13 protein-coding genes are annotated in these 16976 nt (G+C 61.6%); 11 read left to right on the forward strand and 2 right to left on the reverse strand.

All coding sequences use genetic code 11. The annotated features are described in order from the left end of the window. Positions 1–124: 124 nt before the first annotated feature. Complete coding sequence (locus ICA16_RS02945; protein ID WP_210699897.1) at positions 125–1867, reverse strand: amidohydrolase; 1743 nt, start codon at positions 1865–1867, stop codon at positions 125–127. 103 nt (positions 1868–1970) lie between these two features. On the opposite strand from ICA16_RS02945, the gene ICA16_RS02950 reads away from it, so the two are divergent. Then, the gene (locus ICA16_RS02950) at positions 1971–2888 is read left to right on the forward strand and encodes a LysR family transcriptional regulator (protein WP_150615425.1); all 918 of its coding nucleotides are present in this window, start codon (positions 1971–1973) and stop codon (positions 2886–2888) included. 6 nt (positions 2889–2894) lie between these two features. Here ICA16_RS02950 and ICA16_RS02955 read toward each other — a convergent pair whose 3' ends face one another. Beyond that, the gene (locus tag ICA16_RS02955) at positions 2895–3065 is read right to left on the reverse strand and encodes a hypothetical protein (RefSeq protein WP_210552882.1); all 171 of its coding nucleotides are present in this window, start codon (positions 3063–3065) and stop codon (positions 2895–2897) included. Positions 3066–3118: 53 nt separating this feature from the next. Between ICA16_RS02955 and lexA the strand changes: the two genes are divergently transcribed. The 10 genes from lexA to ICA16_RS03005 all read left to right on the forward strand — a co-directional run bounded on the left by lexA (position 3119) and on the right by ICA16_RS03005 (position 16886). After that, complete coding sequence (lexA, locus tag ICA16_RS02960; RefSeq protein ID WP_047301573.1) at positions 3119–3736, forward strand: transcriptional repressor LexA; 618 nt, start codon at positions 3119–3121, stop codon at positions 3734–3736. Next, positions 3736–4353: a translesion DNA synthesis-associated protein ImuA gene (gene imuA / locus ICA16_RS02965; RefSeq protein ID WP_150602493.1), complete on the forward strand. Its 618-nt coding sequence runs from the start codon at positions 3736–3738 to the stop codon at positions 4351–4353. The genes lexA and imuA overlap by 1 nt, the downstream gene beginning before the upstream one ends. A gap of 7 nt (positions 4354–4360) precedes the next feature. After that, positions 4361–5776: a Y-family DNA polymerase gene (locus tag ICA16_RS02970; RefSeq protein WP_150602492.1), complete on the forward strand. Its 1416-nt coding sequence runs from the start codon at positions 4361–4363 to the stop codon at positions 5774–5776. Beyond that, positions 5773–8850, forward strand: coding sequence for an error-prone DNA polymerase (locus ICA16_RS02975; protein WP_210699898.1), 3078 nt, complete (start codon positions 5773–5775; stop codon positions 8848–8850). The genes ICA16_RS02970 and ICA16_RS02975 overlap by 4 nt, the downstream gene beginning before the upstream one ends. 272 nt (positions 8851–9122) lie before the next feature. Continuing rightward, positions 9123–9809: a CsgG/HfaB family protein gene (locus ICA16_RS02980; protein ID WP_191626419.1), complete on the forward strand. Its 687-nt coding sequence runs from the start codon at positions 9123–9125 to the stop codon at positions 9807–9809. Positions 9810–9838: 29 nt separating this feature from the next. Then, on the forward strand, positions 9839–10207 hold the full coding sequence (locus ICA16_RS02985) for a DUF4810 domain-containing protein (RefSeq protein ID WP_150615432.1): 369 nt from the start codon (positions 9839–9841) through the stop codon (positions 10205–10207). Beyond that, complete coding sequence (locus ICA16_RS02990; RefSeq protein ID WP_042559434.1) at positions 10204–10863, forward strand: DUF799 domain-containing protein; 660 nt, start codon at positions 10204–10206, stop codon at positions 10861–10863. The genes ICA16_RS02985 and ICA16_RS02990 overlap by 4 nt, the downstream gene beginning before the upstream one ends. A 221-nt stretch (positions 10864–11084) precedes the next feature. Then, on the forward strand, positions 11085–11774 hold the full coding sequence (locus ICA16_RS02995; protein ID WP_042559433.1) for a GntR family transcriptional regulator: 690 nt from the start codon (positions 11085–11087) through the stop codon (positions 11772–11774). Between the two features lie 134 nt (positions 11775–11908). Continuing rightward, positions 11909–14020, forward strand: a complete 2112-nt coding sequence (locus tag ICA16_RS03000) for a hybrid sensor histidine kinase/response regulator (protein WP_210699899.1) — start codon at positions 11909–11911, stop codon at positions 14018–14020. 232 nt (positions 14021–14252) lie between these two features. Continuing rightward, positions 14253–16886 carry an excinuclease ABC subunit UvrA gene (locus ICA16_RS03005; protein ID WP_210699900.1) on the forward strand — a complete coding sequence of 878 codons (2634 nt, stop codon included), beginning with the start codon at positions 14253–14255 and terminating at the stop codon, positions 16884–16886. The last annotated feature ends 90 nt before the right edge of the window (positions 16887–16976 follow it).

Raw genomic sequence — 16976 nt, forward strand, 5'->3', positions numbered from 1 at the left:
TGTTATGGGGGCAGGAGGTAAACCTGTAGGAGCTGCCGCAGGCTGCGATCTTTTGATCTTGTTTTTTACAATCAACATCAAAAGATCGCAGCCTTCGGCAGCTCCTACAGGGGGATCAATGTTGTTATTTTGCGGCGGTATAGACCTGACGTCCGCCGAACCAGGTTTGCAGCACTTGGGTGTCGTGCAGGGCCTTGTCGTCGACGCTGAACACATCGCGATCCAGCACGATGAAGTCGGCCTGTTTGCCCGGCGTCAGCGAGCCGATCTGCTTGTCCAGGCCAATGGTGCGCGCCGCGTTGGCGGTGTAGGCGTAGAACATGGTTTCGCGGTCCAGACGCTCCTCGGCGTTGAGCACGCCCAGCGGACCGGTGCGGGTGATGGCCTGCGCCATGGCGTTGAACGGGCTTGGCGATGACACCGGCCAGTCGCTGGCGCCGGCAATCGTCGCACCCTGCTTGAGCAGTGAATGCGCCGGGTACTGATAGCGGAAGGCGAGGGCGCTGACGTAGGGCTTGATCATCTCGGTGGTGTAGTCGTCGGCACTGGCCCACAACAGTTGCATCGAGGCGATCACGTTGAGCGGTTTGAAACGGGCAAACTCTTGCGGATTGACCATCTGCAGGTGAGTGATCGAGTGCGTCACGCCGCTCTGCCGGTCCTTGCGCGCCTGGGCGATGCCATTCAGCGATTCGCGCACAGCGCGGTCACCGATGGCGTGGATATGCACCAGCCAGCCGCGCTGGTCGATGGCACTGACCAGTTCACCAAAATGCTGCGGATCGATCAGCAATTCACCCTGTTTGTGCGAGTTGCTGTAGGGGTCGATCATCGCCGCACTTTGCGCCGGGAATTCGATCACACCGTCAGCGAAAATCTTCACGCCGGGCAGGGTGAGGTTGGGGATGCCCTGAAATTGCTGGCGCACCTTGTCGAGGGTGTCGAGGTCGGCGGGCACGCTTTTCGAATTGGCCACCAGCAGCGCGGCGACGTGGACGCTCATCTCGCCGCTCTCTGACAGCGCCTTGTAGGCCGGCAGCACACCGACGGTTTTCTCGGTGGGTTTGAGGGCGAAGACCGGCTCGCCCGGCGCGGCGTTGGCGGCGGGGTCCATCCACGCCGTGATGCCAAGGCTGTTGTTGTAGCGCACCGCGGATTTCGCCGCGTTGAGCATGGCGGCGGGGCTCGGTACCGGCATTTTCGAGGCCACTCGATCCCAACCGGCGTCGACGACAAAGCCGTTCGGCTCGCCATTGGCCAGTTTGCCAATCGTGTCTTTTTCCGCGTCCGGCAAGGTTTTCAGCAGCGCGGCGTCGATGCCCGCGCGTTTGAGCATGACGTTGTTCGCCCATGCGGTGTGGTGATCGCTACCGATGAACACCACCGGCACGTTGGCCCATTCGCCCTGATTGAAGGTTTTGCCCAGGGCCTCTGCCTGCGCCCAATACACCGAACTCATGCCGGCAATACTCAGCACATCGCCGTGCCGGGCCTTGCCGTCGTCACGCCAGGCGCGCAGGTTTTTTTCCAGCTCATCAAGGGCGACGACTTCGTCTTCCATGTTCGCCGAGACCATTTCCAGGCCGCCGAAAATCGCGTGGGAATGGCTATCGATGAGGCCGGGCATCAACGCTTTGCCTTGCAGATCGATGACTTTGGTGCCGGGTTCGATCAACGTCTTGATCTGCGCGTCGCTGCCGACCTTCAATACTTTGCCGTTCTCCACGGCCAGCGCCTGCACCTTGGGTTGAGCGCGATCAGCTGTAAAAATCTTGCCGTTGACCAGCACTAGATCGGCAGCGGCCATGGCTTCCATCGAGGCAAAACTTACGGCAACCGCCAACAGCTTCGGGATGAATCTTTTCATTGAAGATTTCCTTGTTATTGCGTCTGATGGCCAGATTAGTGACTGAGGCCGGCCGACAGAACGCCTCCCTCACGAAAAACGTTTTTGCCTGAATGGAAAAAGCATGGACAAGTTGGGTGCATTGAAAATGTTCGTGGTCACTGCGCAACTCGGCAGTTTCAGTCGCGCCGCCGAACAGTTGGGCAAAACCCCGTCGGCGCTGACCAAAGCGGTCAATCATCTGGAGGCCGAACTCGGCGCTCGGCTGTTCGAACGCAGCACCCGGCGGATTTTGCTAACCGAGATCGGCCGGGTGTATCTGGAAACTGCGCGGCTGGTGTTGCAGCGACTGGACGAGGCCAGCGAGGAAATCGAGCAGTTGCAGCACGGCTTGCGCGGCAGCCTGAAAATCACCGCACCACTGGCGTACGGGCGGGCGTTTCTCGATCAGGTGTGTGACGGTTTTTTGCAGCAATACCCGCAGATCAGCCTGCAAGTGGATTTGTGCGACGAGTTCGTCAACCTGCTCGAAAGCGGGTACGACCTGGCACTGCGCGAGGGTCATGACGACCTGCCAGGATTGATCGCCCGCGTGGTCGGCAGCAATCGTCTAGCCCTGTGCGGCAGCCCCGAATACCTGGCGCGCAAGGGCTTGCCGGTCAGTCCGCAGACCCTCGATCAGCATGAATGGCTGCTCTATAAGCATCCGTTGCTCAGCCGCGAATTCTGGTGGGCCGAGCGCGACGGCCAGCGCCTGAGCCTGGCACAACCCGCAAACCCTCGATTGCGCAGTGACAATTACGACTTGCTCCTGGCCAGTGCCCTGGCCGGGCGCGGCTTGCTGCACACGCCGCTGTGGAGCGCCGCGCCCTACATTGCAGGCGGACGACTGGTGCGGGTCATGGACGACTATGAAATAGACCCCGACAGCTTTGGCCCGCACATTCTCGCGGTGTACCCGAGCCATCGCCGCGCCACGGCCAAAGTGGTGGCGTTCATCGACTACATCGCCGCTTTCCTCGCCGAGCGCGGCTTGAGCTGACTGCACTCATTTGATGGTTGAACGCGGCTTTGACTGAATGCCCTCTTTTTGTTGGCTGAACACGTCTCCTGTAGGAGCTGCCGAAGGCTGCGATCTTTTGATCTTGCTCTTAAAAATTAAAATCAAAAGATCGCAGCCTTCGGCAGCTCCTACAGGGGTTTGTGCAATCAGCGCCACCGCACCCGCCGCCGACTGGCGGTGCTTGTCAGGAAAATCCTACAGGAGTACAAATGTACTCCATGACAAACCTGACTCCCCGCCGTACCGCCATTCTGACTTTTATCCGCGAACGCATCGCCGAACACGGTCAGCCCCCAAGCCTCGCTGAAATCAGCGAGGCTTTTGGTTTTGCCTCGCGCAGCGTGGCGCGCAAGCATGTGCTGGCGCTCACTGAAGCCGGGTTTATCGAGGTCAACCCGCATCAGGCGCGGGGCATTCGCTTACTTGGGCAACCGGCGCGACCGGAGTTGCTCGACATTCCCGTGCTCGGCCGGGTGGCCGCCGGTGCGCCGATTGGCGCCGATGCCGATCTCCATAGCCGTTTGCTGCTCGACCCGGCGCTGTTCTCCCGTACGCCCGACTACATGCTGCGGGTGCAGGGCGACTCGATGATCGAGGATGGCATTCTCGACGGCGATCTGGTCGGCGTGCGGCGCAATCCCGAGGCGCTCAACGGCCAGATCGTCGTGGCGCGGCTCGACGGTGAAGTCACCATCAAACGCTTTGAGCGCACGGGCGATGAGGTTCGCCTGCTGCCGCGCAACCCGGCCTACCAGCCGATTGTCGTGCGTGATGATCAGGATCTGGCTATTGAGGGAGTGTTCTGCGGCTTGGTGAGGCAAGGCTGATGGGCGCCGTCGTTGCGTTGGATACGTTGTTCAATGGCGGCCAGGTCTGGAAAGGCCGGCCTGCGCCACCGGCCGCGAGCCCGCAACCGACCGGGCATGCCGCACTGGATGCAGCGTTGCCCAGTGGTGGCTGGCCGGAAGCGGCGCTGAGCGAAATCCTCCTGGCCGGCCCCGGGGTCGGCGAACTGCAACTGGTCTGGCCAACGCTGGCGCGGCTGTCGGCGGCGGGCGAGCGCATCGTGCTGGTGGCGCCGCCGTTCGTGCCATACCCGCAAGCGTGGGAAAACGCCGGGGTCGATCTGCGGCAGTTGTCGGTGATTCAGGCCAGTGAGCGCGATGCCTTGTGGGCGGCGGAACAATGCCTGCGTTCGGGCAGTTGTGGCGCGGTGCTGTGCTGGCCGCACAAGGCTGATGACCGCGCGTTACGGCGTTTGCAGGTGGCGGCGGAAACCGGCCAGACCCTGGCCTTTGCCTGGCGCTCGTTGAGCGAGGCGGTCAACCCGTCGCCGGCGGCGCTGCGCATTGCCATTGATGCCAAACCTGCCCAGTTGCGCGTGCTCAAGTGCCGTGGCGGGCTGGCACGCGCGACGCCTATTGCCTTTACCGTGGGTCACTGAGGTCGTCATGCGCTGGGTGTGTATTCTGTTCCCGCAATTGGCCCTCGACGCTGTGCTGCGTCAGCGCCCCGAACCCGATGAACCGTTGGTGCTGCTCAGCGGCCCGGCCCAGCGCCGGGTGCTGCAAGCCGTGAATGGCGCGGCGCGCAAACTTGGCTTGCGTCCCGGCCAGTCCATGACCGCCGCGCAAGCCTTGAGCAAAGGCTTTGCCACCGCCGATTACGATGTCGCCGAGGTCGAGCACTGGCAGCAGTTTCTCGCCGCATGGGCCTATCGTTTCAGCTCACAGGTCAGCGTGCATTACCCGCGTACCGTGGTGTTCGAGATCGAATCGAGTCTGGGCCTGTTCGGTTCCTGGGCGCAGTTCGAAGTGCGGCTGCGCAAAGAGCTGACCGAGCTGGGTTTCCGTCATCGCATCGTCGCCGCGCCCAACCCGGTGGCGGCGCGAGTGCTGGCCAATGCTTATGACGGTTTGGTGGTGCCGGACGGTGAAGCCTTGCAGCATCACCTGGGGCAATTGCCCATCGACCGCGTCGGTCTGGAGCCGGGTGTGGCCACGGCATTGTCGCGCATGGGCCTGCGCAATCTCAGTCAGGTGCAGAGCCTGCCGCGTCAGGCGTTGGCGCGACGCTTCGAAGCGCAGATGCTCAAGCATCTCGACACCCTGTTTGGCGCACGTCCGCTGGCGCTGGCGTTTTATCTGCCGCCGGATCGTTTCGATGTGCGCATCGAACTCAATTTCGACGTGCAATCCCATCAGGCGCTTTTATTTCCTTTGCGACGTTTGACCGGCGATCTATCGGCGTTCCTGTGTGGGCGCGACAGCGGCGTGCAGCGTTTCGATCTGCATCTGGAACATGCCGGGTTGCCGGATACGCTGATCAAGGTCGGTCTGCTCAGCGCCGAGCGCGATCCGGCGATGCTCTTCGAACTGGCCCGTGGCCGACTGGAACAAGTGCAGGTCGAGGCCCCGGTGCGCGGCTTCCGGCTGCGCGCCGAAGATCTGCCGAGTTTCGTGCCGCAGTTTCAGGAGTTGTTCGACGACCGTCCGCAGCAGACCTTGCCCTGGGAGCAATTGCGCGAACGCCTGCGCGCACGGCTGGGCGACGACGCGGTGCAAGGCCTGCGTTTTCAGGCCGACCATCGTCCGGAGTGCGCGTGGCAAAACGCCGTCGACAAACAACGCTGCGCCGGTTTGCCGAGTGTCCAGCGACCGGGCTGGTTGCTGGGCGAGCCGCAGAGCGTAGCGCAGGGTTCGGCACGGATCCTCATGGGCCCTGAGCGTATCGAATCCGGCTGGTGGGACGGTGACGATGTGCGCCGCGATTACTACCTGATCCAGAACCGCGCCGGGCAGCAGGGCTGGGCTTATCGGGCGGTGGGCGAGGGCGGTCCGTTGTGGCTGCAGGGCTGGTTCGCATGAACAATGGCTACGCCGAACTGCACTGCCTGTCGAACTTCAGTTTCCAACGCGGTGCCTCGAGTGCGCTGGAGCTGTTCCAGCGGGCGAAAAAGCACGGCTATCAGGCGCTGGCGATCACCGATGAATGCACCTTGGCCGGGATCGTGCGTGCCTGGCAAGCGGCGAAATCCGTTGAGCTGCCGTTGATTATCGGCAGCGAAATCCGCATCGAAAACGGCCCGAAACTGGTGCTGCTGGTGGAGAACCTTGCCGGTTATCAGGCGCTGTGCGGCTTGATCACCCGCGCCCGGCGGCGTACGCAAAAAGGCCAGTATCAGGTGCTGCGCGAGGACTTCAGCGAGCCATTGCCGGGGTTGCTGACGCTTTGGGTGCCGGACAGCGTCGATGACGTTGAGGAGGGGCGCTTGCTGCGGCAAACCTTCGGCGAACGGCTGTGGCTGGCGGTGCAACTGCATCGCGGGCAGGACGATCAGCGGCGATTGGCGGCGTTGTTGAGCCTGGCCGCTGAGTTGGGGATTGCTGCGGTGGCCAGTGGCGATGTGCACATGCACGCCCGTGGCCGGCGTGCCTTGCAGGACACCATGACGGCGATTCGGCACCACGTGCCGGTGGCCGAAGCCGGATTGCGCCTGCACCCCAACGGCGAGCGGCATCTGCGCAGCGTCGAGGTGCAACGGGAACTGTATCCGCCGGCGTTGCTGGATGAGTCAGTGGCGCTGGCTCGGCGTTGCACCTTCGACCTGAGTCAGTTGCGTTATCAATATCCCAAAGAGCTGGTGCCTGAAGGGCATAGCGCCAGTTCCTGGTTGCGCCATCTGACTGACGAAGGCATCGCCTGGCGCTGGCCGAAAGGTCCGCAAGCCAAAGTGCTCAAGCAGATCGACGATGAGTTGACGCTGATCGCCGAGCTCGGCTACGAAAGTTACTTCCTCACTGTGCATGACGTAGTGAACTTCGCCCGCGAACAGCACATCCTCTGTCAGGGCCGCGGTTCGGCGGCCAACTCGGCGGTGTGTTTTGCCTTGGGCATCACCGAAATTGATCCGGATCGCACCACGCTGTTGTTCGAACGCTTCATGTCGAAAGAGCGCAACGAGCCGCCGGACATCGACGTCGATTTCGAACACGAACGTCGCGAAGAAGTCCTGCAATACGTGTTTCGTCGTTATGGTCGCAACCGTGCGGCGTTGACGGCGGTGGTCAGCACGTATCACGCCGCCGGCGCGGTGCGCGATGTGGCCAAGGCCCTGGGCCTGCCGCCGGATCAGATCAACGCGCTGGCCGATTGCTGCGGCCATTGGAGCGATGAAACGCCGCCTCTTGCGCGTTTGCTCGAAGGCGGATTCGACCCTGACAGTCCGGTGCTGCGCCGGGTGCTGAGCCTGACCGGGCAACTGATCGGTTTTCCCCGGCACCTGTCGCAACATCCCGGCGGTTTCGTGATTTCCGAACAGCCGCTCGACAGTCTGGTGCCGGTGGAAAATGCGGCGATGGCTGACCGCACGATCATCCAGTGGGACAAGGACGACCTCGATGCGGTCGGGTTGCTCAAGGTCGATATTCTTGCCCTCGGCATGCTCAGTGCGATTCGCCGCTGTTTCGATCTGCTGCGCCGTCATCGCCATCAAGACCTGACATTGGCGACGATCCCCCCAGAAGACAAACCGACCTACGAGATGATCAGCCGTGCCGACACCATCGGCGTGTTCCAGATCGAGTCCCGCGCGCAGATGTCGATGCTGCCACGCCTGAAACCGGCGAAGTTTTACGATCTGGTGATCGAAGTGGCCATCGTCCGGCCGGGGCCGATTCAGGGTGGTATGGTCCATCCGTATCTACGCCGCAGAAACAAGGAAGAGGCGGAAACCTATCCTTCGCCGGAACTGGAAGTGGTGCTCAAACGCACCCTCGGCGTGCCGCTGTTTCAGGAACAGGTGATGCAGATCGCCATCGTCGCCGCCGACTACAGCCCCGGCGAGGCCGATCAGTTGCGCCGCTCCATGGCCGCCTGGAAACGCCACGGCGGGCTGGAACCACACAAGGAACGACTCGCTGCCGGCATGAAGAAAAACGGCTACACACCGGAGTTCGCCGCGCAGATTTTCGAGCAGATCAAAGGCTTCGGCAGTTACGGCTTTCCCGAATCCCACGCCGCCAGTTTCGCCTTGCTGACCTACGCCAGTTGCTGGCTCAAGTGCCATGAACCGGCGGCGTTCGCTTGTGCACTGATCAACAGTTGGCCGATGGGGTTCTATAGCCCTGACCAGATTCTGCAGGACGCGCGTCGGCATCAGTTGCAGATCCGTGCGGTGGATGTGCGCGCCAGTGACTGGGATTGCAGTCTGGAGCCGATCAGCGGCGCGCAACCGGCGATTCGCATGGGCCTGCGCATGATCAAGGGTTTTCGCGAGGACGACGCCCGGCGTATCGAAGCGGCGCGGGCACGCGGAGCATTTGCCGATGTCGCCGATCTGGGGGAACGCGCCGAACTCGACAGTCGGGCGCAGGCGTTGCTGGCAGATTCCGGGGCGTTACGCGGTTTGGCCGGGCATCGGCATCGGGCGCGCTGGGAAGTGGCCGGGGTGCAGAAACAGCTTGGGTTGTTTGCCGGGTTGTCGAGTCAGGAAGAGCCTGACGTGGTGCTGCCCAAACCCAGTGTCGGCGAGGACTTGCACGCGGATTACACAACGGTCGGCACCACGTTGGGACCACATCCGCTGGCACTGCTGCGCGATGAGTTGAAGGCGCGGCGCTGCCGCAGTTCGCAAGAGTTGCTCGATGTCGAGCATGGACGCCCGGTCAGCATTGCCGGATTGGTCACGGGCCGGCAACGTCCGGGCACCGCCAGCGGCGTGACATTCGTGACGCTGGAAGACGAGTTTGGCAACGTCAACGTGGTGGTCTGGCGCGACCTCGCCGAGCGTCAACGCCAGGTGCTGGTCGGCTCGCAACTGCTCAGGGTCGATGGCCGCTGGGAGCGCCAGGGCGAAGTGCGCCACCTGATCGCCGGACGCCTGAGTGACCTGAGCCCGCTGCTCAACGGCATCCGCGTACAGAGCCGCGATTTTCACTGATCAGCTTTATCCCAGCCTGCCATGAACCCTCTGTAGGAGTGAGCCTGCTCGCGATAGCGATCTATCAGTTAAAGAATATTCATCTGATAAGACGCCATCGCGAGCAGGCTCACTCCTACAGGGTTTTGTGTGATGCCCGCCAGCCGATTAATTGGCGTCAAAAAAACCTGTCGTGAATGATGGCACTTTGTCATAATGCCGCCCCTTTTCAGCTCCCCAGCGCGTTGCCGTGCCGGGACACACCGTTTTTCAAGAAGGAATACTCAGTGAGAATGATCTCCCGGATGTTGGTCTCAGGCGTTGCAATCGCCGTGCTCGGCACGCTGGCCAGCACCCTCGCCGGTTGCGCCACCGAAAGCTCCCGTGCGCTGCCGGTGGCCAAGGTTGAAAGTGCTTCTCAAGTCTGGACCGGCGTTCGTGTGCCGATGGCGGTGGGCAAGTTCGACAACCGTTCCAGCTACATGCGCGGGATCTTTTCCGATGGCGTTGACCGTCTCGGCGGTCAGGCCAAGACCATCCTGATCACGCACTTGCAGCAGACCAACCGTTTCTCCGTGCTGGATCGCGACAACATGGGCGAAATCCAGCAGGAAGCGGCGATCAAGGGCCAGGCCCAGCGTCTGAAAGGCGCCGATTACGTGGTCACCGGTGACGTCACCGAGTTCGGCCGCAAAGAGACTGGCGATCACCAGTTGTTCGGCATTCTCGGCCGTGGCAAGACCCAGGTCGCTTACGCCAAGGTCAACCTGAACATCGTCAACATCAGCACTTCGGAAGTGGTGTATTCGACCCAGGGCGCAGGCGAGTACGCCTTGTCCAACCGCGAAATCATCGGCTTCGGCGGCACCGCTGCCTACGACTCCACCCTCAACGGCAAAGTCCTGGATCTGGCCATGCGCGAGGCGATCAATCGTCTGGTGGATGGCATGAACGCCGGTGCCTGGAAACCGGGCAACTGATCGACGCCCATTGCAAGGAGCAACAACACATGAATTTGACTCTGTCGCGGTCGCTGCTGGCCTTGACCCTGGCCGCCAGCACCTTGCTGGCCGGTTGTGCCGGCCCGAAAACCCTGTACCAGTGGGAAGGCTACGAACCGCAGGTCTACGAATACTTCAAAAGCGAAACACCGAAAGAAGCCCAGGCCGAAGCGCTGGAAGCCGACCTGCAAAAAATCCGCTCCTCGGGTAAAGCCGTACCACCGGGTTACCACGCGCACCTGGGTCTGCTCTATCTGAGCATGGGCAAGGATGATCAGATGGTGCAGCAGTTCCGTACAGAAAAGACTCTGTTTCCCGAGTCCGGCACGTACATGGATTTTCTGCTTAAAAACGCCAAGACCGGAGACGCCAAATGATCCCGCGTGCAGTGAAACTGCTGGTCGGCGTGCTGGCACTGAGCGTGCTCGGTGGCTGCGTCAAGCCCAAGACCGTGGACTATTCGGCGTACAAGCAGGCACGGCCCAAGACCATTCTGGTATTGCCGCCGCTGAACACTTCACCTGACGTCAAAGCCTCCTACAGCCTGCTGTCGCAGGTAACATTTCCACTGGCCGAGGCCGGTTACTACGTGTTGCCGATCACACTGGTTGACGAGACTTTTCGCCAGAACGGTTTGACCACGCCGGATGATATCCACCAGGCACCGGCCAACAAACTGCAGGAAATCTTCGGCGCCGACGCGGCGTTGTACATCACCGTGACCGAATACGGGACGCGTTACATGGTGATCAGCAGCGAAACCGCAGTTACTGCAACGGCGAAACTGGTTGATCTGAAAAGCGGCACCACGCTGTGGACCGGCTCGGCCCGTGCATCGAGCGAAGAGGGCGGCAACAACGGTGGCGGCGGCCTGATCGGCATGCTGATCACGGCGGCGGTGAAGCAGATCATCAACAGTTCCACCGATGCCGGTTTCCCGATTGCCGGCGTGGCCAGTAATCGCCTGCTGTCGGCCGGGCATCCGGCAGGTCTGTTGTACGGTCCGCGTTCGCCGAAGTACGGCACGGACTAAAAACGCAGATCAAAAGATCGCAGCCTTCGGCAGCCCCTACATTCGGAATGTATTTCCCTGTAGGAGCTGCCGAAGGCTGCGATCTTTTGCTTTCAGGAGCCCAAAGCGCTCGGCATCTCATCGACTCGTAATCAAGACCCTGCATCTTCAGGCCGAAGGCGATATTCTGCGCGACAGTTCATGCGCCACTGCTGCGTTGCCAGCACTGAAGGAGCTTTCGAATGACCGAGAAAAAACCGGAAACCACGGTCGACCGCGTCTACCAAGGGGTTTACGAGGCGATCAGCAAGCGCTCGTTGCGTCCGGGGATGAAACTGGGCGAAGCCTCGCTGGCGGAGTTATTTAATGTCAGCCGCACGTCGGTTCGCGCCGCGCTCAAGCAATTGGAGGCCGATGGACTGGTGACGACCGAGCCCAATAAAGGTGCGTCGGTGTCGTTGCCGAGCAATGAAGAGATCCGTTCGCTGTTCGAAACCCGGCGCTTGATCGAGATCGGCATCGTCACTGAACTGTGCCGCCGCAAGGACACCGCAGCGATGCAAGAGCTGCGTGAACACCTGCTGCTGGAGGAAGAGGCCCACGCGGCCGGGGACCATCCGCGGCTGATTCACTTGCTCGGCGAGTTCCACATCAAACTCGCGCGCAGCCTCAACAACCCGGTGCTGCTCGACTGGTTCCAGAAGCTGATTTCCCGCGCCTCGCTGTACATTGCCGCGCTGGACGACGACAGCCATGAGGCCTGCCGCGACAACGAACACCTGCGCCTGATCGAATACATCGAGGCCGGCGATCAGAGCGCTGCCATCGAGTTGACCTGCACACACCTCAACGGCATCGAGAAGGCGATTCTCGACGTCGCCGCGAAGATGAAAACTGGCTACCATCCGCTCAAACACCTGATCGGCGTTTAATCCTGAGCCGGCCTTGAAATCGGCTATACCTCTAATGAAACCAATGAGTCAGACGATGCTCGAAACAGACGGGCGATCGCAGCGATTTGGCTTCGCGATCATTCGGGCAAACACACAGGACACCGAGTCACTCGATGCAGTTTTTATCCGATAGCCACGGTTGTGAAGGCTGGAAAGGCGAAATGGCCGGACGCATCTGCGCGTTCGACTGGAGCCATACCGAACTGGGTCCGCTCGATACCTGGCCCGCCAGCCTGTGCTGCGCCGTGCAGATGATGCTCGCCTCGCCGTTGCCGATGGTCATGCTCTGGGGCCGCGCCGGTTACATGATCTACAACGATGCTTATTCGGAATTTGCCGGTGGCCGCCATCCTTACTTGCTCGGTGCGCCGGTGGAGTTGGGTTGGCCGGAAGTTGCCGAGTTCAATCGGCATGTGGTCGACACTTGCCTGGCGGGTGGCACTTTGTCGTTTCGCAACAAAGAGCTGGTGTTGTTGCGCGACGGGGTTCCTGAAAACGTCTGGATGGATCTGTATTACAGCCCCGTGGCCAATGACGAAGGACGTCCGTCCGGGGTGATGGCAATGGTGGTGGAAACCACCGAACTCGTGCGGTCCGAGCAATTGCGTCAAGCCGCCGAGGAAGCCTTCCGGGCCGACAACGAACGCGTGCGCCTGGCGCTCAACGCCGGGGCTTTGCTCGGCTCGTTTGTCTGGGATGTGAAGAACAATGTGTTGTCGGCGGATGAGCGTTTTGCCCGCACGTTTTCTTACCCGCCGGAACATGATCTGAGCAACCTGGCACAACACATTGCGCAATCGCGAATTCACCCCGATGACCGTGCCTGGGTTCAGGAAAATATTGACCATTGCGTAAAGACTGGCGCGCCGTACAACGTCGAATACCGCGTACTGCGCAGCGATGGCAGTTACCTTTGGGTGCTGGCCAGCGGCGGTTGCGAATTCGACGAGCACGGCGAAGCGCTGCGTTTTCCCGGGGTGTTGATCGATATCCACGAGCGCAAGAGCGCCGAAGAATCCCTGCTCAAGTTCACCCGTAACCTCGAACAGCGCGTGGCCGATGAAGTCGAAGCGCGGCTGACAGCCGAAGAACAACTGCGCCAGTCGCAGAAGCTCGAGTCCATTGGCGGACTTACCGGTGGCGTGGCCCATGACTTCAATAACCTGTTGCAGGTAATTGCCGGCAACCTGCACCTGCTGGCGCGGCATGAGCCGGATAACGCCAATGTGCAGCGGCGCGTCAGCGCTTCGCTGGCGGCGGTCGAGCGCGGGGCCAAGCTGTCTTCGCAACTGCTCGCGTTTGCCCGGCGTCAACCGCTGTCGCCGGCCGTGTGCAATCCGCAGCAGATCTTTGAAGGCGTCGGTGAGTTGCTGCAACGGGCGCTGGGCGAAACCATTCAGATCGATGTGCAATTGCCGCAAGAGCCGTGGCACATCAACGTCGACCGCAATCAACTGGAAAACGCCATTCTCAATTTGGCGATCAACGCTCGCGATGCCATGAAAGGCGAGGGCACGATTGTACTGAGCGCCTTCAATACTTTTCTGGACAGCACGTTTTGCGCCGGCAAAGGCATCGTTCCCGGCGAATTCGTGCGGGTGGCGGTCAGCGATACCGGCGCCGGCATTCCCTCGCAGATTCTGGAGCAGGTGTTCGAACCGTTCTTCACCACCAAGGCCGACGGCCAGGGCACGGGGCTGGGTTTGAGCATGGTGTTCGGTTTCGTCAAACAGAGCGGCGGGCATGTCGAGATCGACAGCACGCTGGGCGAGGGTACGCGCGTGCAGCTGTACTTCCCGCGCAGTCTGCGGCCGATTCGCGAAGAATCACCGGCGACCGACGAACCGCTGGGCGGCGGTCACGAGACCGTTCTGGTGGTCGAGGATAACGACGCGGTGCGCGCCTCGGCAGTGGAACTGCTGCGCGAAGAGGGTTATCGCGTGTTGACTGCCGGCAATGGCGATGCGGCAATGCAAATGCTGCTGGACGGTGTCGAAGTCGATCTGATCTTCACCGACGTGGTCATGCCCGGGCTTATAAAAAGTTCCGACCTGTTCGCCTGGGCCAAGGTGCAGACGCCACCGGTGGCGGTGCTGTTCACCTCCGGCCATACCCGCGACATCATCTCGCGCAACCACCAGTTGAGCCCCGACACACATTTGCTCGGTAAACCCTATAGCCCGGAGTCGATGTTGCAGATGATTCGTTCGGTGCTCGGCGCTTGACCCCAATTCACCCCTTTCTTCATGGCGAGGAAGATCACCTGTGATGAGAAAGTCATCCGTGGCGAGGGGATTTATCCCCGATCGGCGGCGCAGCCGTCGCAAAACCTGAGCCTGCGGTATGTCTGGAAAAATGCCGGGGGAGCGCTTCGCACTCCGTCGGGGATAAATCCCCTCACCACAGGGTCTGCATAACTATCGACAGATAATCCAGACTCCTGAACAAGGCCCGCCAATGACTTCCAAACGCACCTCCAAAGCACCCGCCGGCATGGTCCGCGTGCGTGGCGCCCGTGAGCACAACCTGAAGAACGTCGACATCGACATCCCCCGCGATGCATTGGTGGTGTTCACCGGCGTGTCCGGGTCGGGCAAGTCGTCCCTGGCTTTTTCCACCTTGTATGCCGAGGCCCAGCGCCGCTACTTCGAATCGGTCGCGCCCTACGCGCGGCGGCTGATTGATCAGGTCGGGGTGCCGGATGTCGATTCCATCGAAGGCTTGCCGCCCGCCGTGGCCCTGCAACAGCAGCGGGGTACGCCGAGCACGCGTTCCTCGGTGGGCAGTGTCACTACGTTGTCGAGCCTGATCCGCATGCTCTATTCCCGCGCCGGCAGTTACCCGCCGGGGCAGGCGATGCTGTACGCCGAAGACTTTTCGCCGAACACGCCGCAGGGCGCCTGCCCTGATTGTCATGGTCTCGGGCGGGTTTATGAAGTCACCGAACAATTGATGGTACCTGACCCGAACCTGACCATTCGCCAGCGTGCCGTGGCGTCCTGGCCGCTGGCATGGCAGGGGCAGAACCTGCGCGACATCCTCGTGACCATGGGCATCGACGTCGACATCCCGTGGCGCAAATTGCCGAAGAAGCAGCGCGACTGGATTCTCTTCACCGAAGAAACCCCGACCGTGCCGGTGTACGCCGGGCTGACCCCGGAAGAGACCCGTGTCGCCCTCAAACGCAAGATGGAACCGAGCTATCAAGGCACCTTCACCGGCGCCCGCCGCTACATCCTGCACACCTTCACCCACTCGCAAAGTGCGCTGATGAAAAAGCGCGTGGCGCGGTTCATGCTCGGCAGTCCTTGCCCGTTGTGCGATGGCAAACGGCTGAAGCGCGAGGCGTTGGCGGTGACGTTTGCCGGGTACGACATCGGCGAGTTGTCACAGATGCCGCTGCTGCAAGTCGCCGAAGTTCTAAAACCGGTGGCGGCCGCCAGTTACCTCGAACATGCCGAGGAAACCGGCGAAACCCTCAGTCACGCGCAAACCCGCGAGGCCCGTCAACAACGCGTCGCAAAGGGGGCCAGTGGTCACGCCAGCGCGCCAGATGTGCGCCATACACCGAACCTGTCACTGGAAAAACGCCTGGCGGCGCAGCGCATTGCCGAGGATCTGCTGGAACGGGTCACCACGTTGACCGAACTGGGGCTGGGCTATCTGGCTCTGGAACGCAGCACGCCGACCTTGTCGTCCGGAGAGTTGCAGCGCCTGCGACTGGCGACGCAATTGGGCTCGCAGTTGTTTGGCGTGATCTACGTGCTTGATGAGCCCTCCGCCGGTTTGCATCCGGCCGATGGTGAGGCGTTGTTCGAAGCCTTGCAGCGCTTGAAGGCCGATGGCAACACGCTGTTTGTGGTTGAGCATGATCTGGAAACCATGCGCCGCGCTGACTGGTTGATTGACGTCGGGCCGGCGGCGGGTGAGAAGGGCGGTCAGGTGTTGTACAGCGGCCCACCTGCGGGGCTGGCTGACATCGAACAATCGCAGACCCGGGCTTATCTGTTCGCCGAAGCGCCACGCCAGACGCGTGCCGCGCGCAAGCCGACGGCGTGGCTGAAGCTGGAGGGCATCACCCGCAATAACCTCAACAACCTCAGCGCCGAGTTTCCTTTGGGCTGCTTCACGTCGGTGACCGGTGTCTCCGGTTCCGGCAAGTCGAGTCTGGTCAGTCAGGCGTTGCTGGAACTGGTCGGTGCACAACTGGGACGGCCAAGCACTGAGGCTGAGGCTGAAGAGCTGAGCCTTGAAGACGACGCGCCGCAAGTCAGCAGCGGCCAGATCACGGCCGGGCTGGAGTCGATCAAGCGCCTGGTGCAGGTCGATCAGAAACCCATCGGCCGTACGCCACGCTCCAATCTGGCGACCTACACCGGGCTGTTCGACAACGTGCGCAAGCTGTTTGCCGCCACTCCCCAGGCGCGAGCGGCGGGCTATGACGCCGGGCAGTTTTCCTTCAACGTTGCCAAGGGCCGTTGCGCGACGTGCGAAGGCGAGGGGTTTGTCAGCGTTGAGTTGCTGTTTATGCCCAGCGTGTATGCGCCGTGCCCGACCTGTCATGGCGCGCGCTACAACCCACAGACGCTGGCGGTTTTGTGGGAGGGTTTGAGCATCGCTCAGGTGCTGCAATTGACGGTCGATGAGGCGGTGGAAGTTTTTGTCGGGCAGCCGGGGATTCGCCGTTCGCTGGAGGTTCTGCGCGATATCGGCCTTGGTTATTTGCGACTGGGTCAACCGGCCACGGAGCTGTCGGGCGGTGAGGCGCAGCGGATCAAACTGGCCACCGAGTTGCAGCGCAATCAGCGCGGCGCGACGTTGTATGTGCTGGATGAACCGACCACCGGCCTGCACCCGCGGGATGTCGACCGACTGTTGGAACAACTGGATACGCTGGTGACAGCAGGGCACACGGTCATCGTGGTCGAGCACGAAATGCGCGTGGTCGCGCAAAGCGACTGGGTGATCGACATCGGCCCGGGGGCAGGGGATGAGGGCGGCAAGATTGTCGTGGCGGGCACGCCGCAGAAAGTTGCCGCCAGTAAAAAGAGCCGGACGGCGCCGTTTCTGGCCCGCGCCTTGAGCCGTTAACAGCGAGTTCCAAGGCGCGATGTTTTGAACGTTGGCGCGATGGCGGCTTCGAATCTGCAAGGCCCGACTGGTTTCAGTCGCGCTGGCGAT

It is taken from the genome of Pseudomonas anatoliensis, assembly GCF_017976235.1.
In the GTDB taxonomy this organism is placed as follows: Bacteria; Pseudomonadota; Gammaproteobacteria; order Pseudomonadales; family Pseudomonadaceae; genus Aquipseudomonas; species Aquipseudomonas anatoliensis.